Origin of the sequence: Kosakonia sp. MUSA4, assembly GCF_013085925.1 — a bacterium.
Classification (GTDB): Bacteria; Pseudomonadota; Gammaproteobacteria; order Enterobacterales; family Enterobacteriaceae; genus Kosakonia; species Kosakonia sacchari_B.
This window is the reverse complement of record NZ_CP025697.1, coordinates 2,144,994-2,171,989: the sequence shown is the minus strand read 5'-3', so window position 1 is coordinate 2,171,989 and position 26,996 is coordinate 2,144,994. Positions and strand designations below refer to the sequence as shown.

Annotated in this window: 24 protein-coding genes, 2 tRNA genes and 1 pseudogene; 11 read left to right on the top strand and 16 right to left on the bottom strand. The window is 53.3% G+C overall.

Annotation, left to right across the window (positions count from 1 at the left end; genetic code table 11):
• The first annotated feature begins 42 nt into the window (after window positions 1-42).
• Entirely contained in the window at window positions 43-1,191 is a 1,149-nt protein-coding gene (gene cfa, locus C0557_RS10340; protein ID WP_208658375.1) for a cyclopropane fatty acyl phospholipid synthase, read from the top strand.
• A gap of 30 nt (window positions 1,192-1,221) precedes the next feature.
• Here the strand turns inward: cfa and C0557_RS10335 are convergent, their stop codons facing one another.
• On the bottom strand, window positions 1,222-1,857 hold the full coding sequence (locus C0557_RS10335) for a riboflavin synthase subunit alpha (RefSeq protein ID WP_074779293.1): 636 nt from the start codon (window positions 1,855-1,857) through the stop codon (window positions 1,222-1,224).
• 312 nt (window positions 1,858-2,169) lie between these two features.
• On the opposite strand from C0557_RS10335, the gene mdtK reads away from it, so the two are divergent.
• The 3 genes from mdtK (at window position 2,170) to C0557_RS10320 (ending at window position 3,858) form a co-directional block, all read left to right on the top strand.
• Window positions 2,170-3,543, top strand: coding sequence for an MdtK family multidrug efflux MATE transporter (mdtK, locus tag C0557_RS10330; RefSeq protein ID WP_074779295.1), 1,374 nt, complete (start codon window positions 2,170-2,172; stop codon window positions 3,541-3,543).
• Window positions 3,544-3,694: 151 nt separating this feature from the next.
• Window positions 3,695-3,771 (top strand) — tRNA-Val (locus C0557_RS10325).
• Window positions 3,772-3,781: 10 nt separating this feature from the next.
• Window positions 3,782-3,858: transfer RNA gene (locus tag C0557_RS10320), tRNA-Val, on the top strand.
• 82 nt (window positions 3,859-3,940) lie between these two features.
• Here C0557_RS10320 and C0557_RS10315 read toward each other — a convergent pair.
• The 4 genes from C0557_RS10315 to C0557_RS10300 all read right to left on the bottom strand — a co-directional run bounded on the left by C0557_RS10315 (window position 3,941) and on the right by C0557_RS10300 (window position 7,488).
• A complete protein-coding gene (locus tag C0557_RS10315; RefSeq protein WP_208658374.1) occupies window positions 3,941-4,996 on the bottom strand; it encodes an NAD(P)-dependent alcohol dehydrogenase in 1,056 nt (351 codons plus the stop codon).
• 181 nt (window positions 4,997-5,177) lie between these two features.
• On the bottom strand, window positions 5,178-5,900 hold the full coding sequence (locus C0557_RS10310; RefSeq protein WP_208662895.1) for an amino acid ABC transporter ATP-binding protein: 723 nt from the start codon (window positions 5,898-5,900) through the stop codon (window positions 5,178-5,180).
• Entirely contained in the window at window positions 5,887-6,651 is a 765-nt protein-coding gene (locus C0557_RS10305; protein WP_208658373.1) for an amino acid ABC transporter permease, read from the bottom strand. Before C0557_RS10305 ends, C0557_RS10310 begins: the two co-directional genes overlap by 14 nt.
• Before the next feature lie 69 nt (window positions 6,652-6,720).
• A complete protein-coding gene (locus C0557_RS10300; protein WP_074779299.1) occupies window positions 6,721-7,488 on the bottom strand; it encodes a basic amino acid ABC transporter substrate-binding protein in 768 nt (255 codons plus the stop codon).
• A gap of 172 nt (window positions 7,489-7,660) precedes the next feature.
• Here C0557_RS10300 and C0557_RS10295 point away from each other — a divergent pair, with 172 nt between their 5' ends.
• The 4 genes and pseudogenes from C0557_RS10295 to C0557_RS10285 all read left to right on the top strand — a co-directional run bounded on the left by C0557_RS10295 (window position 7,661) and on the right by C0557_RS10285 (window position 10,918).
• Complete coding sequence (locus C0557_RS10295; RefSeq protein WP_208658372.1) at window positions 7,661-8,452, top strand: inositol monophosphatase family protein; 792 nt, start codon at window positions 7,661-7,663, stop codon at window positions 8,450-8,452.
• A gap of 295 nt (window positions 8,453-8,747) precedes the next feature.
• A pseudogene (locus C0557_RS27415) lies at window positions 8,748-8,876 on the top strand (hypothetical protein); the annotation flags it as partial.
• Between the two features lie 83 nt (window positions 8,877-8,959).
• Window positions 8,960-10,372 carry a pyruvate kinase PykF gene (gene pykF, locus C0557_RS10290; protein WP_208658371.1) on the top strand — a complete coding sequence of 471 codons (1,413 nt, stop codon included), beginning with the start codon at window positions 8,960-8,962 and terminating at the stop codon, window positions 10,370-10,372.
• A 309-nt stretch (window positions 10,373-10,681) separates the two neighbouring features.
• Window positions 10,682-10,918 carry a major outer membrane lipoprotein gene (locus tag C0557_RS10285; RefSeq protein ID WP_007374746.1) on the top strand — a complete coding sequence of 79 codons (237 nt, stop codon included), beginning with the start codon at window positions 10,682-10,684 and terminating at the stop codon, window positions 10,916-10,918.
• A 76-nt stretch (window positions 10,919-10,994) separates the two neighbouring features.
• On the opposite strand, the gene C0557_RS10280 is transcribed toward C0557_RS10285, so the two are convergent.
• The 7 genes from C0557_RS10280 to sufA form a co-directional block, all read right to left on the bottom strand.
• Window positions 10,995-12,005, bottom strand: coding sequence for a L,D-transpeptidase family protein (locus C0557_RS10280; protein WP_208658370.1), 1,011 nt, complete (start codon window positions 12,003-12,005; stop codon window positions 10,995-10,997).
• Window positions 12,006-12,100: 95 nt separating this feature from the next.
• The gene (gene sufE / locus C0557_RS10275; RefSeq protein ID WP_043953735.1) at window positions 12,101-12,517 is read right to left on the bottom strand and encodes a cysteine desulfuration protein SufE; all 417 of its coding nucleotides are present in this window, start codon (window positions 12,515-12,517) and stop codon (window positions 12,101-12,103) included.
• 14 nt (window positions 12,518-12,531) lie between these two features.
• Window positions 12,532-13,752: a cysteine desulfurase SufS gene (gene sufS / locus C0557_RS10270; RefSeq protein WP_208658369.1), complete on the bottom strand. Its 1,221-nt coding sequence runs from the start codon at window positions 13,750-13,752 to the stop codon at window positions 12,532-12,534.
• A gap of 1 nt (window position 13,753) precedes the next feature.
• Window positions 13,754-15,019, bottom strand: coding sequence for a Fe-S cluster assembly protein SufD (gene sufD / locus C0557_RS10265; RefSeq protein ID WP_208658368.1), 1,266 nt, complete (start codon window positions 15,017-15,019; stop codon window positions 13,754-13,756).
• Complete coding sequence (gene sufC, locus C0557_RS10260) at window positions 14,994-15,740, bottom strand: Fe-S cluster assembly ATPase SufC (protein WP_074779309.1); 747 nt, start codon at window positions 15,738-15,740, stop codon at window positions 14,994-14,996. The genes sufD and sufC overlap by 26 nt, the downstream gene beginning before the upstream one ends.
• A gap of 17 nt (window positions 15,741-15,757) precedes the next feature.
• Window positions 15,758-17,242 (bottom strand): Fe-S cluster assembly protein SufB, encoded by a 1,485-nt coding sequence (gene sufB / locus C0557_RS10255; RefSeq protein WP_043953738.1) that lies wholly within the window; start codon window positions 17,240-17,242, stop codon window positions 15,758-15,760.
• A gap of 8 nt (window positions 17,243-17,250) precedes the next feature.
• The gene (sufA, locus tag C0557_RS10250) at window positions 17,251-17,607 is read right to left on the bottom strand and encodes a Fe-S cluster assembly scaffold SufA (protein ID WP_007374739.1); all 357 of its coding nucleotides are present in this window, start codon (window positions 17,605-17,607) and stop codon (window positions 17,251-17,253) included.
• A gap of 548 nt (window positions 17,608-18,155) precedes the next feature.
• Between sufA and C0557_RS10245 the strand changes: the two genes are divergently transcribed.
• Together C0557_RS10245 and C0557_RS10240 are read left to right on the top strand one after the other, a co-directional pair.
• Complete coding sequence (locus C0557_RS10245; protein WP_208658367.1) at window positions 18,156-18,941, top strand: alpha/beta fold hydrolase; 786 nt, start codon at window positions 18,156-18,158, stop codon at window positions 18,939-18,941.
• 800 nt (window positions 18,942-19,741) lie between these two features.
• The gene (locus C0557_RS10240) at window positions 19,742-20,479 is read left to right on the top strand and encodes an EAL domain-containing protein (RefSeq protein ID WP_074779315.1); all 738 of its coding nucleotides are present in this window, start codon (window positions 19,742-19,744) and stop codon (window positions 20,477-20,479) included.
• Between the two features lie 2 nt (window positions 20,480-20,481).
• Here C0557_RS10240 and C0557_RS10235 read toward each other — a convergent pair whose 3' ends face one another.
• The 4 genes from C0557_RS10235 to C0557_RS10220 form a co-directional block, all read right to left on the bottom strand.
• A complete protein-coding gene (locus C0557_RS10235; protein ID WP_253073806.1) occupies window positions 20,482-20,832 on the bottom strand; it encodes a hypothetical protein in 351 nt (116 codons plus the stop codon).
• Window positions 20,833-20,902: 70 nt separating this feature from the next.
• The gene (lpxP, locus tag C0557_RS10230) at window positions 20,903-21,817 is read right to left on the bottom strand and encodes a kdo(2)-lipid IV(A) palmitoleoyltransferase (RefSeq protein ID WP_074779319.1); all 915 of its coding nucleotides are present in this window, start codon (window positions 21,815-21,817) and stop codon (window positions 20,903-20,905) included.
• Window positions 21,818-22,029: 212 nt separating this feature from the next.
• Window positions 22,030-22,440: a 1,4-dihydroxy-2-naphthoyl-CoA hydrolase gene (gene menI / locus C0557_RS10225; protein ID WP_208658366.1), complete on the bottom strand. Its 411-nt coding sequence runs from the start codon at window positions 22,438-22,440 to the stop codon at window positions 22,030-22,032.
• Window positions 22,437-25,493, bottom strand: a complete 3,057-nt coding sequence (locus C0557_RS10220; protein ID WP_208658365.1) for an FAD-binding and (Fe-S)-binding domain-containing protein — start codon at window positions 25,491-25,493, stop codon at window positions 22,437-22,439. Before C0557_RS10220 ends, menI begins: the two co-directional genes overlap by 4 nt.
• A 208-nt stretch (window positions 25,494-25,701) precedes the next feature.
• Here C0557_RS10220 and ydiK point away from each other — a divergent pair, with 208 nt between their 5' ends.
• Window positions 25,702-26,811, top strand: coding sequence for an AI-2E family transporter YdiK (ydiK, locus tag C0557_RS10215; RefSeq protein ID WP_074779325.1), 1,110 nt, complete (start codon window positions 25,702-25,704; stop codon window positions 26,809-26,811).
• Window positions 26,812-26,996: the final 185 nt, after the last annotated feature.

Sequence of the window (26,996 nt, the reverse complement as noted above, 5' to 3'; positions counted from 1 at the left end):
CGCTGTTTGAAGGTTCAGATCACTGCGAGTGATGGAGAAGTTATGAGTTCATCGTGTATAGAAGAAGTTGGCGTACGGGATGATAATTGGTTCCGTATAGCAAACGAATTACTGAGCCGCGCAGGTATCCGCGTCAACGGTCCCGCCGCTTCAGATATCCAGGTGAAAAACCCGGATTTTTTTAAACGTGTTTTACAGGAAGGTTCGCTCGGGCTAGGTGAAAGTTATATGGACGGTTGGTGGGAATGCGATCGTCTGGATATTTTCTTCACCAAAGTGTTGCGCGCCGGACTGGAAAAACAGCTTCCGCACAATTTCAAAGACACACTCCGCATTGCCGGAGCAAGATTATTTAATCTGCAAAGTAAAAAACGGGCCTGGATTGTCGGTAAAGAGCATTACGACCTTGGTAATGATCTGTTTACCCGCATGCTGGATCCGCAGATGCAATACTCTTGCGCCTACTGGAAAGACGCAGAAAATCTCGACGACGCACAACGGGCGAAATTAAAGCTTATCAGTGAAAAACTGAAGCTGAAATCCGGGATGCGCGTGCTGGATATCGGCTGCGGCTGGGGCGGGCTGGCACAATTTATGGCGCAGAATTACGGCGTCAGCGTGGTCGGCGTAACGATCTCGGCGGAACAGCAAAAAATGGCGCAACAGCGTTGTGAAGGGCTGGATGTCGATATTCGCCTGCAGGATTATCGCGATCTGAATGAGCAATTTGACCGCATTGTCTCCGTCGGGATGTTTGAACATGTGGGGCCGAAAAATTACGCGACCTATTTCAGCGTGGTGGATCGCAACCTTAAACCAGACGGAATTTTCCTGCTGCACACTATCGGTTCAAAACGCACCGATCTCAGCGTTGATCCCTGGATCAACCGCTATATCTTCCCGAACGGTTGCCTGCCTTCCGTCCGCCAGATTGCCAACGCCAGTGAATCGCATTTCGTGATGGAAGACTGGCACAACTTCGGCGCCGATTACGATCGCACGCTGATGGCCTGGTATGAACGTTTTCTTGCCGCCTGGCCGGAAATTGCCGACAACTACTCTGAACGCTTTAAACGGATGTTCAGCTACTATCTGAATGCCTGTGCAGGCGCTTTCCGCGCGCGTGATATTCAACTGTGGCAGGTGGTCTTCAGCCGCGGTATCGAACACGGCCTGCGCGTTCCGCGCTAAAACAAAAACCCCGGCAAGCCGGGGTTTTCTTTACTCTTCGCTGCTGATGACAGCGGCTTCTTTTGCCGCCAGCACGCGCTCAACGGTATCGACCACGGCCTGCGTTTGCGGGTCAATCTCAATATTGACGCGGTGACCCAGTTTTTTCTCGCCAAGGGTGGTGCGTTGCAGCGTTTCCGGGATCAGATGCACGCAGAAACGGCTGCTTGTCACTTCGCCGACTGTCAGGCTAATACCGTCAATACCGATAAATCCTTTATAGAGGATATATTTCATTAAGGCCGGATCCTGGACTTTAAACCAGATCTGGCGGTTATTCTCGGAGGTGAGAATTTTAACGATTTCAGCGGTCGTCATAATATGGCCGGACATTAAATGGCCGCCAATTTCATCGCTGAATTTTGCCGCGCGCTCAACGTTTACCCTATCACCAATATTGAGCTCACCGAGATTGGTAATACGCAGCGTCTCTTTCATCAGATCGAAACTAATATGGCTGCCATTAATGGCCGTCACGGTCAGACAACAACCATTGTTGGCAATGGAAGCACCGGTCTCAATTCCCTCCAGCATCGTTTCAGGAAGCTCAACAACGTGGGTGCGGAAATTCGGTTTATCCTCAATCGAAACCAGTTTTGCCGTACCCTGTACAATACCCGTAAACATACTTACCACTCCTGTTCCATTCTTACGGCTCAGCCGTGTTCTTTACGCACAATAACAGGTGAAAATAGCCCGTGCCAGTCTCATTCACCCCGCCGCTGCTTTTCCCGCCAGGCCGGTGATAAGATAAGCGCCCCGCTCCCGGCGCGGTAATAATTTTGCTGTATGGTCAACATGGAAAAAAGGGGCCATAGCAGGTAAGATTTATACAGATGCCGCATCTTTCACACTGCGGCATTCTTGTTAGCACAAGGAAAACTCCTTCCTGATAAGCCGTTCCATTCTTTCTAATAACAACAATATAAAGGTGTTCACGTGCAGAAGTATGTAGCAGAAGCGCGTCAGTTACTGGCACTTGCCGTGCCGGTTATTTTCGCGCAGGTGGCCCAGACCTCTATGGGCTTCGTTGATACGGTGATGGCGGGTGGCTACAGTGCCACGGACATGGCTGCCGTCGCCATTGGTACCTCAATCTGGCTGCCGGCGATCCTGTTTGGACATGGCCTGCTGCTGGCGCTGACGCCGGTGATTGCGCAACTTAACGGTTCAGGACGCCGCGATCGCATCGCACATCAAATCGGTCAGGGGTTCTGGCTGGCTGGCACCGTCTCCATTCTGGTGATGGTGGTGCTGTGGAATGCCGGTCATATCATTCGCGCGATGCACAACATCGACCCGCAGTTAGCCAACAAAGCCGTGGGTTACCTGCGCGCGCTGCTGTGGGGCGTGCCCGGTTATCTCTTCTTCCAGGTGCTGCGTAACCAGTGCGAAGGCCTTGCCCGCACCAAACCCGGCATGGTGATGGGTTTTCTCGGCCTGCTGGTCAATATCCCGGTGAATTACATCTTTATCTACGGCCATTTTGGTATGCCGGAACTGGGCGGCGTCGGTTGCGGCGTAGCTACCGCCTCGGTGTACTGGGTGATGTTTATCTGTATGCGCATCTGGGTGAAACGCGCCCGCGTCATGCGCGATATTCAGCAGAACCAGCGTTTTGCGAAACCGGATATGGACGTACTAAAACGTCTGACGCAACTCGGCCTGCCGATTGCGCTGGCGCTGTTTTTTGAAGTCACGCTGTTTGCGGTGGTCGCACTGCTGGTGTCGCCGCTGGGGATTGTCGATGTCGCCGGGCACCAGATCGCCCTCAACTTTAGTTCGCTGATGTTCGTGCTGCCGATGTCGCTTGGCGCGGCAGTGACCATCCGCGTCGGTTTCCGTCTGGGTCAGGGATCAACCATTGATGCCCAAATCGCGGCGCGCACCGGGTTGATGGTCGGCGTCTGCATGGCGGTGGTCACGGCGATTTTCACCGTGCTGCTGCGCGAGCAGATTGCCCTGCTCTATAACGATAACCCGCAAGTCGTGGCGCTGGCGTCGCACCTGATGTTGCTGGCGGCGATTTATCAGATTTCCGATTCAATTCAGGTCATTGGCAGCGGCGTGCTGCGCGGCTATAAGGATACGCGTTCCATCTTCTTTATCACCTTTACCGCCTACTGGGTGCTGGGGCTTCCTGCCGGCTACATCCTGGCGCTGACCGATTTAGTGGTGCCGAGAATGGGGCCAGCCGGTTTCTGGATGGGCTTTATCATCGGCCTGACGTCTGCGGCAATTTTGATGATGCTGCGGATGCGCTTCCTGCAACGCCAGCCTTCCGCCCGGATTTTGCAGCGCGCTGCGCATTAACAGGCCAGTAGCCGCCGGATGGCGGCTACTTTCCCGGCGTTTTGGTTAGTTGTTCCGCAATCGCGTGAATTCAGGAAGAAATTTGCCATTTTCCCCTTGCCACATCTCCGGGCTGCCGCTAATATTCGTCCCCGTTGTCAACCACAACACTGCGTTCATAGCTCAGTTGGTTAGAGCACCACCTTGACATGGTGGGGGTCGTTGGTTCGAGTCCAATTGAACGCACCATTCTCTCAGTGCGTCCGTAGCTCAGTTGGTTAGAGCACCACCTTGACATGGTGGGGGTCGATGGTTCGAGTCCATTCGGACGCACCATTCTTAAGTTCCCTTTTTCTTCCCTTGTTTTATCGCTGCGTTACGCAGCAGACCGCCAACGCGGCCTGCCGGTGTTTTACGTTTACGCACTCAGCGTTTTCATATCGATAACAAAACGGTACTTCACGTCGCTTTTCAGCAGGCGTTCAAAGGCGTCGTTGATCTCATCCATGCGAATCAGCTCAGAATCCGCAGTAATGTTGTGCTCGCCGCAGAAATCAAGCATTTCCTGCGTTTCGGCAATACCGCCAATCGCGGAGCCGGAAACCGAACGGCGCCCAATCAGCAGCGGGATGGTGTTAATGGTCGGTTCGAGCGGGCCCAGCAGCCCAACAAACACCAGCGTGCCATCCAGCGTCAGCGTTGACAGATAAGCATTGATATCGTGGGTGTAAGGCACGGTATCGATGATCAGCTCAAACTCCCCGTGTACCGCTTCCATCTGTTTTGCGTCCGTAGAGAGCACCACGTGGTGCGCGCCCAGACGACGGGCATCCGCCTCTTTGCCCGGTGAACGGGTAAACAGCGTCACTTCCGCGCCCAGCGCATGGGCCAGTTTCAGCGCCATATGCCCCAACCCGCCAAGGCCGATCACCGCCACTTTACTGCCTTTTTTCACTCCCCAACGGCGCAGCGGTGACCAGGTGGTGATCCCGGCGCACAGCAGCGGTGCGACTGCTTGCGCATCGAGGTTCTCCGGGATGCGCAACACAAAATCTTGCGAACAGACGATCGATTGTGAATAGCCACCGAATGTAGGGCGGTGATCATGCCGGTCAATGCCGTTATAGGTCTGAACGTTCCCCTCTTCGCAATACTGTTCCAGCCCCTGTTTGCAGGGATTACATTCACGACAGGAATCGACCATACAGCCGATGCCGACTAAATCGCCGGGTTTGAATTTGCTGACACCCGCTCCCGCAGACACAACGCGACCAATGATTTCGTGACCCGGCACGATGGGATACTGGCTGAAACCCCAGTCGTTACGGGCCTGGTGAAGATCGGAATGGCAAACGCCACAATAAAGAATATCAATTACCACATCATCTGCCCGTGGGTCGCGACGCTCAAAGTGGAAAGGCGCCAGCGGGGCTTTATTTGACTGTGCGGCATAGCCGAGGACTTTCATCGTCATAACTGTTCTCCGTTTATTTTTCAGGCTTGATACAAAGGTGATAACACCCGAGTGTGATCCTGTTGTTGCTCCCACACCGTCGTTCAAGTATGGCGCGTTGCAGTATCCACCGCCGTCCGATCGCACGCTTTGCACTTTCTGTCATCGGAAAACAAAAAAGCCCTCCGCAGAGAGCTTGATGTTAAAGAACTTTACTGAGGAACGAGGCGGTTCGGGGATTGGTGGGGGCGGTAAAAATCTGCTGCGGCGGGCCCTCTTCCTGGATCACGCCCTGATCGATGAATATCACCCGATCTGCCACTTCGCGAGCAAAGCCCATTTCATGAGTGACGATCACCATCGTCATCCCTTCCGTCGCCAGCGTTTTCATCACTTGCAATACATCACCCACCAGCTCCGGATCGAGCGCCGATGTCGGTTCATCAAACAGCATAATCGACGGATTCATCGCCAGCGCGCGAGCAATTGCCACGCGCTGCTGTTGCCCGCCGGAAAGACTCGCCGGCCAGGCATCACGTTTCTCGCTCAGCCCGACTTTCGCCAGCAGGTTCTCCGCCAGGGCAACGGCCTCTGCGCGTTTCATGCCTTTCAGGTTCACAGGCGCCATTGTCAGGTTCTCCAGCACGGTCATATGCGGGAACAAGTTGAAGCGCTGGAAAACCATGCCGACGCTTTCGCGCACTTTATTGATATCGGTTTTCGGATTGTGGATCGCAAAGCCGTTCACCTCAACGGCACCTTCGCTCACCGACTCCAGACCGTTCATACAACGCAGAAAGGTACTTTTCCCCGAGCCAGACGGTCCAATCACGCACACCACTTCTTTCGGCTTGATATCGCAACTGATGCCGCGCAGCACATGGCTTTCGCCAAAATGTTTATGCAGGTTTTTAACGTGAATCACTTTTGCCAAACCTCTTTTCCAGTTGGTTAACCAGTTGCGCAAGCAGGAAGGTGATCACCCAGTAGACCAACGAAATGGTCAGATAGGGTTCCCAGTAGGTGGCATACGCACCAGAAACGGTGCGCGCGGCATAGGCCAGATCCGCAAGGCCAATCGCTGAAGCCAGTGATGAATCTTTAACAATAGCAATGGCGTTATTACCCAACGGCGGCAGAATGCGGCGAAACGCCTGCGGCAAGATCACTTTGCGCATCGTCTTCCACCACGGCATACCCAGCGCACGTGAGGCTTCCATCTGCCCGCGATCGACAGACTGAATACCCGCGCGGAAGATCTCCGACACATAGGCACCGGCATTGAGCGTGATGGCGACGATACAGGAGAGAAACGCGCCGTAGTCGGAGCGCAACCCTCGCGCCAGATCGCTGCTCATGATCCCACTGGTCACCAGAATGCCGTCACGCGGGTTGATGAACAGCGGCACCAGCGCAAAGTGTACGACCATAATCTGCACAAACAGCGGCGTACCCCGAATGGCGCTGACATAAAAACGCACCGGAAATTGCACCAGATAGCGCAATACATATTTCCATGGCCCATGCTCAGCCTGCGCCATGCGGCCAAGGCCGAGCGTGAGGCCCCAGAGCGTGCCTAAAATAACGCAGATAATGGTGCATTTGATGGTCATCCAGGCGCCTTCCATAAATAACGGCGCGTACTCCTGGATTATTTCCCAACGGAATCCCGACATAAGTCATTCCTGAAAAAATGACGGCTACCGGAATGTTCACGGTAGCCGGAATAAAAAAGAAGCGAAGTGTTATTGCGCGGGCAATTCAGGCACGTGGTCGTCAAACCAGGTTTTATAAATTTTGGCGTAGGTACCATCAGCCACAATTTTCTTCAGGCCGCTGTTAATTTTCGCCTGTAATTCGGTATTCCCTTTCGCCACCGCAATACCAAAATATTGACGTTCAAACTTCGCGTCCGGCACCAGTTTGAACTGTTTTTCCGGGTGCTGTTTGATGTAGTACTTCACTACGCCCACATCGCCCACGGCCGCGCTGACACCATCTTCGAACAACTCTTGCAGCATCAGCGGCGTGTTATCAAAGCGTTTAATCGCCGTGCTGTTTTTCCCCAAAACGTCTGACACCACGATATCGCCGGTGCTGGAGTTCACTACGCCGACTTTTTCATCTTTCAACGATGCCAGAGAGGTTACTTTTGAGCTGGCCGGCACCACGATCGACTGCTCCGCCGGGAAATAAGGCGCAGAAAAATCAACCATCTGTTTACGTTTGTCCGTAATGGTAATGCCGGAAATAATGATGTCGCGATCGCCGGAGCCCAGCGTGGCGAAGATCCCTTCCCACGGCGTGTTGATCAGCTTGATATTAAAATCCTCGGCTTTGGCGATGGCTTTAATGATGTCGATATCAAAGCCTTCTAACTGCTTCTGGCTGTTTTCAAACTCGAACGGACGATAAGTTCCCCCTGCGCCCACCACGTAAGTTTGCTGGGCAGCAAACGCGCTGCTCGCCAGAACAGCAAAAAGACAACCTGCCTGCATCCACTTCCTGAACATACACACCACCTTTTTATGCAAATTATGTGCATAAAAATACATATAAGCCGCTATGTATGCAATCTTTATTGTATACAATCAATAATCTGTCATTGGGTTATGCTACAACCAGAGATGCAACGTTCGGAAAGACCTGTTTCAGCGTTCAAATAAGACACCGGAGAGTTACGCAATGAATCATATTGTGCCTGATAGCGCTTTTTTGCATGAACTGGCCGATGCGGCAGATCAACAGACACTGCCGCGTTTTCGCGCGCAAACCAATCTGCATGTCGGCAGCAAACCCAAAGAAGGGTTTCGCTTTGACCCAGTGACCGACGCCGATCGCGAGGCGGAGCGCGTAATGCGCGACATCATCACCGCCCGCTACCCGGAACACGCCATTATGGGCGAAGAGTTCGGTGTGACCGGCTCCGGCCCGCTACAGTGGGTGCTGGATCCGGTTGATGGTACGCGCCCTTTTCTCTGCGGTTTGCCGGTGTGGGGAACGTTGATCGGTCTGACAGTTGAAGGCCGTGCGCGTATCGGCATGATGGATCAGCCCTTTACCCGCGAGCGTTTCTGGGCCGATGGCGAGCAGGCATGGCATCAGGGGCCGCAGGGCACAACGCGGCTACAGACGCGCCGGGGAATCGCGCTTGAGCAGGCCATTTTCCACACCACCTCACCTGAACCTGTGTCGCGTTTCCCGGCGATCAATTTTGCCGCGCTGGAAGCGAGTACGCTGATGATCCGCTACGGCGGCGAATGCTACGCCATGGCGATGCTCGCCGCCGGGCAGATTGATCTGTGTCTGGAATATGCGTTGCAACCGTATGACATTGTGGCGCTGATACCCATTATCGAGCAGGCAGGCGGCGTGGTGACCACATTAGACGGCGGGAGACCGGAATCGGGCGGTCATATCCTTGCTGCCGGCTGCCCGTTTTTGCACGAGCAGGCATTACGTATCCTGAATCAGTAAATAACATCGCTAAAACGTTACAGCGTGCATACTTAACATGTTTCACTTGTTGAGATTTTATACGCTCAAATTTGTGAATCCGGGGCGCAGATTAGCCCTGCTTTTATCGATTTGGCGGTAAAAGCGCAGTTTTAGCGGTAAATCTGCGGATTTTATTTTTGTGCTAACTTAACACGTTGATAACACTTCGTTGTGAAACTGCACAGATGATTTTTGAAACACCGTTTTCATTTTCCTTTTCGCTGAAAATTGGCGTATAATGGCCGCCTATTCACTCTTGAATGGTTTCAGCTGATTGAACTGTAAAATACCAAACTTAAATCATACTTTTCCCTGTTGGGCTGAAACTCAGGCACACATTACTCTGCACGCTTTTTTGATGTCACCTATCCTTAGGCAGTGGCATCGCTCTTTTCGTAACACAGATTTGACTCCGGGGCCGCTGTGCGCCAGCCGGAGCGTGAATTCCCAATCCTTCTCAACTCAAACTTAAAGACCAGAACTGTCATGAAAAAGACCAAAATTGTTTGCACCATCGGTCCGAAAACCGAATCCGAAGAGATGCTGGCGAAAATGCTGGACGCGGGCATGAACGTCATGCGTTTAAACTTCTCTCACGGTGACTATGCTGAACACGGCCAGCGCATCAAAAACCTGCGCAACGTATTGAGCAAAACCGGTAAAAAAGCGGCAATTCTGCTGGACACCAAAGGTCCGGAAATCCGCACCATCAAGCTGGAAGGCGGCAACGACGTTTCCCTGAAAGCGGGTCAGACCTTCACCTTCACCACTGACAAATCCGTAGTCGGCAATGCCGACACTGTTGCTGTGACCTATGAAGGTTTCACCAATGATCTGAGCGTCGGCAACACCGTTCTGGTGGACGATGGCCTGATCGGCATGGAAGTTACCGCAATCGAAGGTAACAACGTTATCTGTAAGGTTCTGAACAACGGCGACCTGGGTGAAAACAAAGGCGTTAACCTGCCAGGCGTTTCCATCGCACTGCCGGCGTTGGCTGAAAAAGATAAGCAAGACCTGATCTTTGGCTGCGAGCAAGGCGTTGATTTCGTTGCGGCATCCTTCATCCGTAAACGTTCCGACGTGGTTGAAATTCGTGAACATCTGAAAGCGCACGGCGGCGAAAACATCCAGATCATCTCCAAAATCGAAAACCAGGAAGGCCTGAACAACTTCGACGAAATTCTCGAAGCCTCTGACGGCATCATGGTTGCTCGTGGCGACCTGGGCGTTGAAATCCCGGTTGAAGAAGTGATCTTCGCGCAGAAGATGATGATTGAGAAATGTATTCGCGCGCGTAAAGTCGTTATCACCGCGACCCAGATGCTCGACTCGATGATCAAAAACCCGCGTCCGACCCGTGCGGAAGCCGGCGACGTAGCGAACGCCATCCTCGACGGTACCGATGCAGTTATGCTGTCCGGTGAATCTGCAAAAGGTAAATACCCGCTGGAAGCCGTTGGTATCATGGCGACCATCTGTGAACGTACCGATCGCGTAATGACCAGCCGTCTGGACTACAACAACGACAGCCGTAAGCTGCGCATTACCGAAGCCGTTTGCCGTGGCGCCGTTGAAACCGCAGAAAAACTGGAAGCACCGCTGATTGTGGTAGCGACTCAGGGCGGTAAATCTGCACGCGCTGTGCGTAAATACTTCCCGGATGCGACCATCCTGGCGCTGACGACTAACGAAATCACTGCACGTCAACTGGTGCTGAGCAAAGGCGTTGTCCCACAGCTGGTGAAAGAGATCTCCTCTACGGACGATTTCTACCGTCTGGGTAAAGAAGTGGCGCTGCAAAGCGGCCTGGCCAGCAAAGGCGACGTCGTAGTGATGGTTTCCGGCGCGCTGGTTCCAAGCGGCACCACAAACACCGCTTCTGTCCACGTTCTGTAATAATAACCAGACAATTTAGACTGATTAAAAAAGCGCCCTCGCGGCGCTTTTTTTATATTTCCGTCTCCACCTTAAATAAAAAATCAAATCGGATTTCACTATTTAAGCAGCACATTATCTAAGATGAATCCGATGGAAGCCCGATGTTTTAACACACGTTTTTTAACCATTTATTCAAAGTCGGTGCTTCTTTGAGCGAACGATCAAATTTAAGGGTATTCCCATCAAAAAAATATTCTCAACCTAAAAAACTTTGTGTAATACTTGTAACGCTACATGGAGATTAACTCAATCTAGAGGGTATTAATAATGAATCGTACTAAACTGGTACTGGGCGCGGTAATCCTGGGTTCTACTCTGCTGGCTGGTTGCTCCAGCAATGCTAAAATCGATCAGCTGTCTTCTGACGTTCAGACTCTGAACGCTAAAGTTGACCAGCTGAGCAACGACGTGAACGCAATCCGTTCCGACGTTCAGGCTGCTAAAGATGACGCAGCTCGCGCTAACCAGCGTCTGGACAACCAGGCTCACTCTTACCGTAAGTAAGAGTTCCTGTAATGAAATGGCGCACATTGTGCGCCATTTTTTTTTGCCTGCGATTTACCCCTTTCTTTCCCTTCCCCTACTGCGTTACCGTTTCTGCCGTTTCCGCATTCATGGCTGCCGCTTTCGTGCTGTTTTGTACCGATAGTACGCTTTCAGGGCTTGCTGCCTGCTTTGCCGCAGGAATTATCACCGGATAACCCGCACGACGGTACAGCGCTTTATCAATCGCGACTTTGTCGCCGCCCGCCTGGGTAATAAACGACGCCAGCGTTGGGGAGAAGGTTATCGGCAGCGTCTGGGTATTCTCTTCCACCGTCTGAGACAACGGCCGATGCACCTCAATATAGTGCCTGCCGTCCGGCTCAACCGCATACTTCACCGGTTCGTTGATGATAGTCACCTTTGTTCCCGCCGAAACCTGGGCAAACAGCGCAGCGATGTCCGCCGCGTTCATACGCATACAGCCGGAACTGACGCGCAGCCCGACGCTGTCCTGCGCATTGGTGCCATGAATAAGATATTCACCATGACCTATCCCCAGACGCAGCGCAAAGCGCCCCAGCGGGTTATTGGGCCCGGCAGGGATAACCGGCGGCAATTCAATACCGTTCGCCAGCGAGCGTGCGCGGATGCCCGCTGTCGGCGTCCAGGTTGGGTTAGGTATTTTCTGGCTGACCTTCGTCACAGACACCGGCGTTTCCAGCCCCTGCTGACCAATACCAAGGGGATAAACTTGAACGCTGTTTTTACCAGGTGGGAAGTAATAAAGCCGTAGCTCCGCAAGATTGACTACAATTCCCTCCCGCGGCGTATCGGGGAGCAACATTTGCGAAGGAATAGTGACCACCGTTCCGGGCTTCGGCACCGGGGCAATAGTGTCATTAGCTTCAATGATCAGCATGGCGGCGGTATCAAAATGACGGGCGATAGTTTGCAGGTTTTTATCCCCCGCCTGCACGGTGTAAGTCTGGTTTTGACCGATGATACGGCTCCCGTTTCCCGGCAGGGTATATTCCGCCGCATGAGCCACCGAAAGAGCGCTAATCGCGCCAAAAAGACAGAGAGTTATCAAAGACACGCGTTTCATTGTCGTTCCTGTATTCACTGGCAAAACGCCAGAAAGCTGAAAACCAGCGAGGCGAAAAACGCCTCGCATAACAGAATGAAAGCTTTTCTTTGAGTTTAGCTAATGTTGGCAGCTTTGGAGCGGATTGCGCGGATCATTGCTTCCAGACCCTGCGAACGTGAAGGCGTGAGATGTTGTGTCAAAGAGAGTTTTTCAAACCACGGACGAACATCGAACGCGACGATGTCTTGCGGCGTCATCTGCTGGTACAGCGCAAAAACGATGGCAATAAGCCCTTTAACAATCGCGGCATCGCTGTCGCCCGCCAGCTCAATCACGCCATCGTCATTACGCTGCATCACAATCCAGACCTGGCTTTGACAGCCCTGGATAATGTTTTGCGGGTTATGATCCTCGGCGCTCAGCGCCGGCAACCGCTGTCCCAGTTCGATAATATAAAGGTACTTCTCTTCCCAGTTGGCACAGCGGGCAAAATTGCGCAGCAATTTCTCTTTATCGGGTAATGCGGCCATTCTCGCCTCTTTCGTTAGCCCAGTAACTGATGAATACGTTTCAGGCCAGCCACCAGACGATCCACCTCTTCTTGCGTATTGTACATGACCAGCGAAGCACGACACATGGCAGGCACGTTGTAAAACGCCATCAGCGGCATCGCGCAATGATGCCCGGTACGCACGGCAATACCGTAATTATCGAGGAAACTGCCGACATCATAAGCGTGATGTTTACCCAGGTTGAAGGCAATCACCCCCTGGCGCTGTGCCGGGCCATAGAGCGTTAAATCCGGCACCTCCGCCAGCGCCGCCAGCGCATAACGCATCAACGTCTGCTCGTACTCGCCAATCGCCTGCAGGCCTAATGCGCTCACATAATCGATCGCCGCGCCCAGCCCGATAATTCCGCCCGTGTTCGGCGTCCCGGCTTCAAACCGCCACGGCGCTTTCGCGTAGGTCGTGCCTTCCGTCAGGCTGACGCTGGCAATCATTGAACCCCCGCCTTCCCACGGTGGCATAGCCTGCAAAATATCCTCTTTGGCGTACAGCACGCCAATGCCGGTTGGGCCATACAGTTTATGCCCGGAGAAGACATAGAAATCGCAATCCAGCGCCTGCACATCCACCGGGTGATGCATCACCGCCTGCGCGCCGTCCACCAGCACTTTCGCGCCGTGCTGATGCGCCAGCGCGATCATCTCCGCCACCGGGTTTTCCGTCCCCAGCACGTTAGAAACCTGGGTGATCGCCAGCAACCGTGTACGTGCGTCCAGCAGTGTCGGCAGCACGTCTACTTGCAGGGTGCCATCCTGATTAAGCGGGATCACGCGCAACTGCGCGCCCACACGTTCACACAGCATCTGCCACGGCACGATGTTCGCATGGTGCTCCATCGCACTGATGATGATATTGTCACCGGCACGCACCTGGCTGTTGCCCCAGCTATTGGCAACCAGGTTGATCCCTTCCGTCGTACCGCGCACAAATACCAGCTCTTCCGGCAAACGCGCATTAAGAAACGCCGCCGCCTTCTCACGCACCTGTTCCATGCGCTGCGTCGCTTCCGCGCTGAGGGTATGGATCCCCCGATGCACGGCAGCGTAACCGTGGCGATAAAACTCCGCTTCGGCATCAATGACCTGATTCGGTTTTTGCGCGCTGGCAGCGCTGTCGAGGTAAGCCAGCGGCAATCCGTTCACTTCACGCAGCAGCACCGGAAAATCGGCGCGTACCGCGTTCACGGGAAAACTCATGCTACGCCCCCTGCAGGCGCTGACTGATACGCGCCAGAACCTGTTGTTTCAACGCTTCGTCGCCAATCACTTCCGTCAGTTCAGCGGCAAAAGCATGGATGATCATTTTCTGCGCCGCCTGCTGGTTAATGCCGCGCGAGCGCAGATAAAACATCTGTTCATCATCAATACGGCCAACCGTTGCGCCGTGGCTGCACTTCACATCGTCAGCGTAAATTTCCAGTTGCGGTTTGGTATCCACTTCCGCCAGACGTCCTAACAACAGATTGTTATTGGTCATCTGACCGTCGGTTTTAATCGCGTGTTGCGCAACGTTGATTAAGCCGTTGAATACCGCCCGTCCTTTGTCGCTGACAATGGTTTTATGTAACTGGCGGCTGTTGCAGTAACCTTTGTTGTGCTCAAGCCAGGTGCGGGTGTCGCACACTTCCGATTTCACCGGCATCGCCAGGCTGTTGATATTAAGCTGCGTGTTTTCACCATTCAGTTGCGTACTGGTGTTATGGCGCAACACCAGGCCGCCGAGCAGGAAGCTATGACTGTCAGCCGCCGCATCGGCTCCCAGCAGAATATCGTTATGCGCAAAGTGATAACTTTGCGGGTTTTCAAACGCCAGTTTCACATGGTGCAAATGCGCATTTGCCGCCACATTCATCGTCAGACGCGAACCGGTAAAGTGCGGCTGTTCGCTGAGGCTGACATAGTGCTCATAGAGTGTCGCTTCGGCGCCCTGCGCCAGTTCGAGATGATGGCGATAGTGCGCGGTGTTCATCTCCGCACCTTCCAGGCCCTGCGTGATATGCATCAGCAGCAAAGGTTTCGCCGGGCGTTGATTGCGCGCGACCTGAATCCAGGTGACGTTCTGCGCCAGGCTTTCGGTGAGATGCAGGAACATCTCCGGCTGCACCGGCGCGGGCAGAGAATGGCGTGCATCGCTGAACGTCACATCAAAACCGGAACCGGCCGTCTCATCGCTTAACGCCGCGTTGAATTGCCCGTCGATAAACACCAGGCGAACAGCATCCACCGGCAGCGCCAGCGCATCACGCTGCGCGGCGTTTACCGTGGCGCTCGCGCTGACAAACTGGCTCTTCAGTAAGCCGTCGAGCGGGGTGTATTTCCAGTTCTCCTGTTTGCGCGTCGGCAGGCCTAAGCGCAACATTTGTTGCAAATGTTGTTGCGCCACTTCCGAGCGCGCGCCGCCCTGGGTTTCGAACAGGTGATGCCACTGTTGCAGCGCGTTACTGCTGTTCGGTAAGCCAGCCATAGCCCTGCTCCTCCAGTTGCTTAACCAGCGTGAAATCGCCGGATTTCACGATGCGCCCCTGATACAACACATGCACAAAGTCGGGTTTGATGTAATCAAGAATTCGCTGGTAGTGCGTGACAATAATAAAAGCCCGTTTCTCATCGCGCAGGGCGTTCACCCCTTCAGCAACGATTTTCAGCGCATCAATATCCAGCCCGGAGTCGGTTTCATCAAGAATGCAGAGATCCGGTTCCAGCACCGCCATTTGCAGAATGTCGTTACGCTTCTTTTCACCGCCAGAAAAACCGACATTCACCGAACGGGTCAACAGATCTTCCGGCATCTTCAGCAGCTTGATTTTATCTTCCATCAGATCCTGGAAATCGAAGCGATCAAGCTCGTCTTTGCCGCGATATTTCCGCACCGCATTCAGCGCTGTCTGTAAAAAGAACTGGTTGCTGACGCCGGGAATTTCTACCGGATACTGGAAGGCCATAAAGACGCCTTCCCCGGCGCGATCTTCCGGTGACAGCTCCAGGAGATCTTTGCCTTTAAATTCCACGCTGCCGCCGACGACTTCATAATCTTCACGCCCGGCGAGAGTGGCAGAGAGCGTACTTTTCCCGGAACCGTTCGGCCCCATAATGGCATGCACTTCGCCAGGACGAACGTCCAGACTCAAACCGCGCAGGATGGCTTTGTCTTCAACGCTTACCTGCAAATCTTTGATACTTAACATTTATTATCCTTTAATTCTTAACCGACGCTGTGTTCAAGGCTGATAGCCAGCAGTTTTTGCGCTTCAACGGCAAATTCCAGCGGCAACTCGGAGAAGACGTCTTTACAGAAACCGTTAACAATCATCGAGATAGCATCATCCTCGCTGATACCGCGTTGCAGGCAATAGAACAGTTGATCTTCACCAATGCGCGAGGTGGTGGCTTCGTGTTCAAGCTGGGCGCTGTTATTGCGGCATTCAACATACGGGAAGGTATGCGCGCCGCAGTCCGGGCCGATCAGCATCGAGTCGCACTGGGTAAAGTTGCGGGCATTCGTCGCTGTCGGCATGATTTTCACCAGCCCGCGATAGCTGTTCTGGCTATGTCCGGCCGAGATCCCTTTCGAAATAATGGTCGATTTGGTGTTCTTGCCGATGTGGATCATCTTGGTGCCGGTGTCGGCCTGCTGATGCCCGCTGGTCAGCGCCACAGAGAAGAACTCGCCAATCGAGTTGTCGCCGCGCAGAATGCAGCTCGGATATTTCCACGTAATCGCCGAACCGGTTTCTGATTGCGTCCACGACATCTTGCTGTTTTCGCCTTCGCACAGCGCACGCTTGGTGACGAAGTTAAGAATGCCGCCGGTGTTGTTGTCGCCGGGGAACCAGTTCTGCACGGTGGAGTATTTCACTTCCGCATCTTTGTGGATGATCACTTCCACCACCGCCGCGTGGAGCTGGTAGCTGTCGCGCACCGGCGCGGAGCAACCTTCGATATAGCTGACGTAACTGCCTTCATCGGCCACCAGGATAGTGCGTTCAAACTGGCCGGTTTTCTCCGCATTGATACGGAAATAGGTAGACAGCTCCATCGGGCAACGCACGCCTTTCGGGATATAAATGAACGTACCGTCAGAGGCGACAGCCGCATTCAGCGCGGCAAAGAAGTTGTCGTTCGACGGGACAACCGTGCCGAGGTATTTTTTCACCAGTTCCGGATGATCGTGGATAGCCTCACCGAACGAGCAGAAAATAATGCCCTGCTCCGACAGTTTCTCGCGGTAAGTGGTAGCAACGGAAACCGAGTCGAAAATGGCGTCCACCGCCACTTCTTTGCCTTCACGCACCGGGACACCCAGCTGGTTAAACGCGGCTTCCACTTCATCGGTCAGATACGCGTTCGCGCCCGTCTGTTGCACAGCACCCGGCTGCGAGGCGCAGGTGTCATCGCAATTACCGCAGGACGGCGCCGAATAGTAGCTGTAGTCCTGATAGTTCAGCTTGTCGTAGTGCGCTTTCAGCCAGTGCGGCTCTTCCATTTCAAGCCACGCACGAAAGGCACTCAGGCGGAACTCCAGCATCCACTCCGGCTCGTTACGTTTCGCCGAGATCGCCCGCACGACATCTTCATTGATGCCTTTCGCCAGCTCATCGGTGGTTAATTGCGTGAAGAACCCCTCTTTATAATTGAGGTTACCGGTCCAGATTTTGACATCGTCAGTTGCTTCAGTATTACGAGACATAGTACCGCCTATACCCCAAAGCTTTCGCCGCAGCCGCATTCGTGCTGAGCTTTCGGGTTATGAAATTTGAAGATCTGATTTAATCCTTCACGCACATAATCCACTTCCGTGCCGTCAATAAACGGCATCGCCTGAAGCGGAACGTAAAGGCGCGCGCCTTCAGATTCGTACAGCAAATCGTCGGCATTCGGTTCCGTCACGGTATCCAGCACATAACCAAAGCCCGCGCAACCGGTCTGCTTAATGCCGAGCCGCACGCCCAGCACGCCAGCCTGTTTGCTGGCCAGCGTACGAATATGTTCAGCAGCGGCAGGCGTCATGGTCAGCCCGCGCCACGCAAAATCTTCCGGATTAAATGATTCCATCGCATTACCTCACATCACCAGATTCGAAGGGCATAATCCTATGTTAGTGATAATAATTCTCACTTCAACCTCTTTCCCGCAGGGTTATTCCCCCGGTAGCCCCTTTTTTGGCTGTTGCTATAAGCATAGACGTTGCTGAAAGGCATTACAGATAAGTGAAAAATTGTTTAATAAATTGATAAATAATGGATTTAAACAGCCCACCACAGACCGTTCGGCGAAAAAGAAAAGATGCATAGGCAATACCTATTTTTGAGATAGGATCGAAAAAAAAGTCGGCTTAAAAACGTAGCGGATTATCAAAAAATTACCGGCAGCAGAAAACAGATGCACACGGCCACTTCATCTTCAATAATCGCCATAAAATCCAGGGTGATAAAATCGAAATCACCATGGAAAAAACGGCGCCATTTCCGACAACGTATTGGTCACGGCTTAAGACGTTTCTCTGCAATTAGGATTTTCTCAGCCGACGCGGCGAAAATATCTCCTGTAAGATATCGCCTGGTTTAAATCCGGGCTGCGCCCTGCAAACATGGAGAGAGTTAATGAAGGCAACGATGTCATATTTAGATACCGGTTCAGGATTTCCCGTTTTACTCGGCCACAGTTATCTGTTCGATAAATCGATGTGGTCACCGCAGATTGAGGCTCTGGCTAAACAGTTTCGCGTGATAGCGCCGGATTTATGGGGCCACGGTGAGTCTCCTGCCCTGCCCGCATCAACAACGTCGCTGACGGATCTGGCCGCCGATCATCTGGCGCTGATGGATACGTTGCAGATTGAGGAGTTCGCGGTGGTGGGGTTGTCCGTTGGCGGCATGTGGGGAGCCGAACTGGCCGCCGCAGCGCCGCAGCGGGTAAAAGCGTTAATGCTGTTTGATACCTTTATCGGTGATGAAACCAGCGAAGCGCGCGAGCGCTACTTTGGCATGCTCAACGCCATTGACACCGCCGGCTTCATCCCGCCTGCCATGCTGGATTACATCGTCGGGCAATTTTATTCGCAGCATGCCGCACCGGCGGATACCCAGCAGCTCACCGCGTATCTCTCTTCACTCACGGCGGAACAACTGCGCGGCAGTATTGTTCCGCTCGGTAAACAAATTTTTGGTCGCCCGGACAGGCTTGCAGTACTGGATTCCATTCGCTGCCCGGCACACGTTGCCACCGGTGAACTGGATCTGCCGAGACCGCCAGTCGAAGGCCGTCTGATGGCAGAAAAGCTGGGCTGCGATTTCACGCTGATCCCGGATGCTGCGCATATCAGCAACCGCGAAAATCCCGGGGAGGTGCTGCGCTTGATTGAGAATTTCCTCTCCAGACATTTATAACTCTCCGTGATACTCCACTCCCCACCGACGGAGAGTGGAGATCGCACAGTCTCACCGCCAGGCTTCAACGTCTCTTTCGCGACTCGCATTGCTCACACACGTTTTTTTTGACATACGGCAATAGCATATAAAATACCGCGACACATTGTGTTATTTCCGGGACTCCTCACACCTGTTCTTCGCATGTGGAATTCATTAATCGCAAATTTGAAAAGGTTTATTACGCTTTCTGAGCATATCTCTTTAAAAGATTTGCTTCTCATGGGTACGCGAAAGCGGGAGTGATATTGCCATAAACTAGCATTTTATTTTTTACTTCCCACGTTTCTGCGCCAATATACATATTAGAAATACATGTTTAAAGACATCATCCATAACAGAAAAAAGATCAAAAAAAATGAACAACGGGTCGTGCCGTGTGAAGCCGTAGCCAGCCATCTTCAGGCTGAAAAGATGTGATGTACGCCAAATTTTACACTTTTAGCAAATATTGCCACAGGCGTTAAGAGCGTATTAATTTGCGTTGAGTACACTTTCCCGGAGAAAAACAAGGTGATAAGCAATACAAAACACAAATTATTAGTTGATAAACCTGACACAATATAAATACCTAAAACAAAAGGCCACCTTTATTTATAGATTTAAGCGATCATTTTAATAATAGCAATAGATACAGGCTATCAAAAAGAGAGGATCGATCATTCAAAACAATTTTCAAAGATTATGATTAGTTGTGTAAAATTGAAAAATTATATAGTGGTTAGACCTGTTCTTATGAGTGGGGAGCTGAATAAGGGATAATGAATATAAAAACACTGGAAATTGCGGACAAAAAACTTAGCGTTACCGCAGAGTTCAAACCCGTCATGCACCTTTCTGGAAAAACTATTTTCCGCTACGAAGTTCTTGCCAAAATTTATAATGCCAGCGATCGTTGGCTTTCAGTAGAACAATCCTTCGATATTCTTGAGAGAGAAACCATTAAAGCCATTAGCGATTTTTTGTTTGAGACCGTCTGCGAACTGCTGAAAATGAAAGAAGGTATCACGGTTGCATTCAAACTCCCCGCACAGTTAATGAATGATATGGCGTACCTCGCCAGCCTTTACCAGCAGTGCGGACATTATCTCGTATCGCCGCAACGCATTGAGATTGAGATTGGCGAGTGGCTGGCTGATACACCCCAGATGCATCGTCAGGCGTTTTTACAGCAGGCGAGAACCTATGGTTTTATGCTCTCGTTAGATGATTTTGGCGCCCGGAATGAATCCGCCGACAGCCTGCAATTGTTTCGCTTTGACACCATTAAACTCGCACGAACGCTGGTCTACGGAATTGCCGCCAGCCCGGCAAAATTATCAACACTTCACAATTTGATCGACAAGGTGATCCCGGCTGGCACACATGTCATTTGCGAGGGCGTGGAACGTTCATCCGACCTTGCGCTGCTCAGCCGCTACAGCCACATAGGCATTGAGGGGTACATGTTCTCCCACCCATTAACCTTCAGTCAGTTGCAACTGCTGGAAGACTTTTAACCTTACTGCCCTGCATCCTTACGCGTACAGATGATGGCTTTATCATCCGTATGTTTGCTGTCCGAAAAGAAGAACGCTTTTTTACCGCTGGAGATCTGCGTGATGATGTTGATGGCGACCCAGTTGGTCTGGTTGTTCTGATCCTGGCTGTCGGTATAAATCAGCGAGCGCCCGGTGTAACCGTCAGAGATATCGAACGGCTTCTCTTGCGGGTTGGTATAGCGATGACCGTTAACGGTAAGCCCCTCAGGCTCAACAACAGCGCTATATTCATCGCAGGAGAGGTTGATACCGGCGGCGAACGAACATGCGGAAAAGAGAGTAAAACAGCTGACCACAATAAACCTGACCATAAGCATCCCGTGTCAATTTTAACGCAATGATAATACAACGCCCCGAAACCGGGGCGCTGAGAAAAAGAGATCAGTTATAGAGCGAAGGCTCGCCGAGCGGACGGGTTTTGAAGCGGCGATGGATCCACAGATACTGTTCCGGCGCGCGCAAAATTTCGCGCTCAATCACTTTATTCATATAGCTGGCCGCTGCAAACTCATCCTCGCCAGGATAATCATTTAACGCAGGACCAATATGCAATGAATAACCTGAGCCATCGGTTTTGCGCACCATCGTCACCGTCAGCATTTTAGCGCCCGACAGGCGCGAAAGCACATACGTACCGTTGGTGGTGGCGGCATTTTTCACCGAGAAGAACGGCGCGAAGGTGCTGCCCTTGCGGCCATAATCCTGGTCCGGTGCGAACCAGACGGCTTCACCCTGTTTTAACGCGTTCACCAGCCCTTTCAGGTTGCGGCGGTCGATCATATTTTTATTTGAACGCATACGCCCGCGCGTCTGTACCCACTCCATTAGCGGGTTGTTATGCGGACGATAGGTGGCCATCATCGGCTGGCACAATCCCATCACGCGGCCGCCCAGTTCCAGCGACATGAAATGCACGCCGACAACCATCACGCCGCGCTCGCTGGCCTGTGCGGCCTGCAAATGCTGGTAACCTTCAACATCAAACCAGCGGCGCACGCGCTTATCTGACCAGAACCATGCCATGCCGGTTTCGATTAACCCCATGCCAAGCGACATAAAGTTTTTGGCGATCAGCGCATCACGCAGCGCTTCGCTCATAACCGGAAAACAGAGTTCGAGGTTACGACGCGCAATGCGTTCGCGGCGCTTCAGAAAACGGCGGGAGTGATGTCCAAGCCCTGCGCCAAGGCGGGCCAAAACGGGATAAGGAAGTTGAACGAGCAGCCAGAGCAGAGCCAGACCAACCCAGGTCACCCAATGGCGCGGGTGTAAGAATGCAAGTTTAAACGATGCCATCACTGTTACCTTGAAGCCTAAATTCAGTAGCGCTTAAGGAGACAATGAATCGCTTCATCAGGTCATTACGCGTTACAGCTATTCGTCGCGGCAGAAGGTGCCGAAACGATACATCCAGTGCTGCGCACTATAGCACGAAGCGTTAAAGAGAGATGATGAGAATAATGAATAAAAGATGAATATTTTCGGCGGATTACCTCCGCCGAAACGGGTCAGACAATTGCAGTAGTCAAACGAGATGAGCAGCAAAGCCGCGACTGATCATCAAACAGATCGATTTGCCAGACCTGATGCCGCCCGCCCGTATGCAGCGCCCGGCAAACCCCGCGCACCCGACCGCTGCGCACCGAACGCAAGTGGTTAGCATTGACCTCCAGCCCGACCACTTTTTGATCCCCTTCGGTGCATAAATAGCCCGCCACCGAGCCAAGCGTCTCCGCCAGCACGACCGACGCGCCGCCGTGCAGCAGGCCAAACGGCTGGTGCGTGCGTTCATCCACCGGCATGGAGGCTTCCAGCGCATCATCCGTGATGCGTTCAAAACGAATATCCAGCAGGCCAACCATATTGCCGTCGCCCATGGCATTGAGCGCTTCCAGCGTGACCGCGCGTTTCCAGATCATCCCAGTATCTCCAGCAAAGCCTGTAATGGATGGCGCACGCCGTTACCCTCAACGCGCTTCACCTGGCTACGGCAGGAGTAGCCGGTCGCCAGACAGCGGCTACGCGGCAAACGCTCTATCGCCTGGTGCCAGGATAGTTCATAAATGCCCAGCGAACTGGCGTGGTTCTTCACTTCGTGGCCGTAAGTACCGGCCATACCGCAGCAACCCACGCTGACATTTTCCAGCTTCGCGCCGAAACGAGCGAAGATTGTCGCCCACTGCCCCGTCGCGCCCGGCAATGCCGTCACTTCCGTACAGTGGCCAAACAGATACCACGGTTCGCCGCTCACCGCGCGGGCCTCAACATGCTCCAGCGCCGCAGGCAGCCACTCATGCACCAACTGAACATGGAAATCACCGCGCTTATCGCCCAGCGCCAGTTTGTACTCATCGCGATAGCACAGCACCAACGCCGGATCGACGCCCACCATCGGCATCCCCAGTTGCGCCACGCGATTGAGGAAATCGGCGGTCTTCTGCGCGGTTTTGGCAAAACGGTTGAGGAACCCTTTAATGTGTTGCGCCTTGCCGTTCGGCGAGAAAGGCAGTACCACCGGCTCAAAGCCAAGTTTCTCCACCAGCCGCACAAAGTCAGCCACCACCTGCGCATCGTAATAGCTGGTAAACGGATCCTGTACCACCAGCACCGTTTTCGCTTTCTGCGCCGCATTGAGCTGTTCAAGCTGCTCCAGCGTCATATTCGCCGTGCGGTGACCTACCATCTGACGCTGCAGGGAGGGCACCGACAGCAGCGGTAAATCGACCATGCCGATATGTTTGGCCGACAGCGAACGCACCCACGGCTGGCTCATAAAGAAGTTAAATGTCTTCGGCGCACGCGCCATCAGCGGCGCATAGCTTTCCACCGTGGCGACCAGATGATCGCGCACCGGGCGCAGATAACGGCTGTGATAGAGTTGCAGGAAGCGCGAACGGAATTCCGGCACATCGATTTTAATCGGGCACTGCGTGGAGCAAGCTTTGCAGGCCAGACAGCCGGACATCGCCTCTTTCACCTCGTGCGAGAAGTCATACTCCCCGCGCCGTGCATGCCAGCTGTTGCGGGTACGCTCAATCAATGTCCGCAGGCTGGCGCGTTTCTCCGGCAGCTCTTTTTCCAGCTTCAGCGGATCAACGCCGCGATCCGCCAGCAAGCGCAGCCACTCGCGCACCAGCGTCGCGCGCCCTTTCGGTGAGTGGATTCGGTTGGCGGAAATCTTCATCGACGGGCACATCGGGCTTTTCACATCAAAGTTAAAGCACAGACCGTTGCCGTTACACTCCATCGCCCCGCGCCATGAGGTGCGCACCGCGATGGGAATTTGCCGATCCAGGGTGCCGCGTTTCACGTCATCCACCTGTTTCATCGGCGCATCCACGCCTTCCGGCGGGCAAATTTTACCGGGATTCAGACGGTTCTCAGGATCGAAAGCCGCTTTGATTTTTCGCAGCTCGCCATAAAGCTGAGCGCCGAAAAAGGCCGGGCTGTACTCGGCGCGGAACCCTTTCCCGTGCTCTCCCCACAGCAGACCGCCATATTTCGCCGTCAGCGCCACCACCTCATCAGAGATGGATTTCATCAATATTTCCTGCTGCGGATCGCACATGTCCAGCGCCGGACGCACGTGCAGTACCCCGGCATCCACGTGACCAAACATGCCATAGCTCAGACCGTGGCTGTCCAGCAGCGCGCGAAACTCAACGATATAATCCGCCAGATGTTCCGGCGGTACGCAGGTATCTTCAGCAAACGGGATCGGTTTGGCTGCCCCTTTCGCGTTGCCTAACAGGCCGACCGCTTTTTTACGCATCGCATAAATGCGTTCAATCCCGGCCAGATCCTCGCAAAGCTGCCAGCCAATGACCCCGCCTTCACCGTTAGCCATCAGCGTATCCAGCCGCTGGCACAGCGCCGCGACCTGACCGTCAATCAATTCCCGATCGTCACCGGCGAACTCAACGATATTCAGGCCGAGCAGCGTTTTGTCCGGCACATCGGTAATCAGTTCTTTTACTGAATGCCAGACGATATCTTCCCGCGCCAGGTTCAGTACTTTCGAATCCACGGTCTCCACCGACAGCGCGCGCGCTTCCACCATAAACGGCGCATTACGCAAGGCGGAATCAAACGAGTCATATTTGACGTTCACCAGCCGACGCACTTTCGGTAGCCGGGTGATGTCGAGCCGCGCTTCGGTGATAAACGCCAGTGTCCCTTCCGACCCGGTTAACACGCGGGTAAGATCGAACTCCGTCATCTCATCATTAAAGACGTGACGCAGGTCGTAGCCGGTCAGGAAACGGTTCAGTTCCGGAAATTTATCGAGGATCAACTGGCGGTTGTCGCGACAGCGCTCAAGTACGGTTTTGTAGACGCGACCGATCGCCGTGTTGGCCTTGCCCAGCGTTTCCGCCAGCGCTACCGGCATCGCCTGCGTGTCGAGAATATCGCCGCCCAGCAGCACCGCGCGCACGCCCAAAACGTGATCGGAGGTTTTACCGTACACCAGCGAACCCTGACCGGAAGCATCAGTGTTGATCATGCCGCCAAGCGTTGCGCGGTTACTGGTGGAGAGCTCCGGCGCGAAAAAGAAACCATAAGGTTTCAGGAACTGGTTAAGCTGATCCTTAATGACGCCCGCTTCAACGCGCACCCAGCCCTCTTCCGGGTTGATCTCCATGATGCGGTTCATATAGCGGGACATATCGACAATGATGCCCTGGTTCAGCGCCTGGCCATTGGTGCCGGTGCCGCCGCCGCGCGGCGTAAACACCAGCGTGCGGAAGCGTTCTTCCGCCGCCAGACGGGTAATCAGTGCAACATCGGATGTTGAACGAGGGAAAACGACTGCATCGGGTAATAACTGGTAAATACTGTTGTCTGTCGCCATCGTCAGCCTGTCGGCATAATTCGTGGCGGTATCACCTGTAAAACCTTGCTGCTCCAGTGCTTGCAAAAAATTCAGCACCAGCTGAACAACGCCGGGTGCCTGGGAAATCTGTGGGATCATTATGCTTGACCCTGCCTGATGGTAAGTGTTGTGAATAGTTAATCGTTTGCTTTAAGCATGCATCGTTGTATCACATTTTTTTCTTATACGCCCAGAGAATTGCAGGCACAATCGGGCTGGGCAAACGCGCTGAAATCATTAATCATTATCACGGGCGTCTTCCTGCAACGCCCACTCTTCAGCAACTTAATAAAGGTGTGTAAATCATATGGTTGATCTACGTCAGTCCAGGGATGTGCCGCAAGTGATGCTGTCGGTACTGTTTTTAGCAATCATGATTATCGCCTGTTTGTGGATTGTTCAGCCCTTTATCCTCGGTTTTGCCTGGGCGGGAACCGTAGTGATAGCCACCTGGCCGTTGCTGTTACGTCTGCAACGCCTGCTGTTTGGCCGACGCTCGCTGGCGGTGCTGGTGATGATGTTGCTATTAATCCTGCTGTTTATTGTTCCCGTTGCCCTGCTGGTGAACAGCCTGGTGGACTCCAGCGGCCCGGTTATCCACGCCATTACCACCGGTTCGATGACACCGCCCGATCTGGCATGGCTGCACAGCATTCCGCTGATCGGTGAAAAGCTCTATAGCGGCTGGCATAACCTGCTGGATATGGGCGGCACCGCGATCATGGCGAAACTGCGGCCTTACGTTGGCGCAACCACCACGTGGTTTGTCGGCCAGGCTGCGCATATTGGACGTTTTATGCTGCACTGCGGCCTGATGCTGTTATTCAGCGCCTTGCTCTACTGGCGAGGTGAACAAGTTGCGCAGGGGATTCGCCATTTCGCCGTTCGTCTGGCGGCAAAGCGCGGCGATGCGGCGGTGTTGCTCGCCGGTCAGGCTATCCGCGCGGTAGCGCTGGGCGTGGTCGTGACCGCGCTGGTGCAGGCGGTTCTGGGCGGAATCGGCTTAGCCATCTCTGGCGTCCCTTACGCTACGCTGCTCACCGTCGTAATGCTGATGACCTGTCTTATCCAGATTGGGCCATTGCTGGTGCTGGTTCCGGCTATCATCTGGCTTTACTGGAGCGGCGATTCCACCTGGGGCACCGTGTTGCTGGTCTGGAGTTGCGTGGTCGCCACGCTGGATAACTTTATCCGCCCGGTGCTTATTCGCATGGGCGCAGATTTACCGCTGATTTTGATCCTCTCCGGCGTCATCGGCGGGCTGATCGCATTTGGTATGATCGGTCTGTTTATTGGCCCGGTACTGCTGGCCGTCTCATGGCGTCTTTTCTCCGCGTGGGTGAATGAAGTACCCGAACCCACCACGCGCTCAGAAGATGTATTGAATGACGAGCAAAATTCGCAAGCCTCTTCCTGAAAATAATCTTAAGGCGGGGTAGCCCGCCTTAAATAATCATTAAGCCATGCTTATCATTTAATATAATAAAATCTGGTCAGACCCCTCTGTAGCCCGCAGAATGCGGCATCTTCCGCATATATTCTTCAAGACCATTAAACTAATGAGACGAATCTGATCGACTCAAAAATGCCGCATGCCTACTA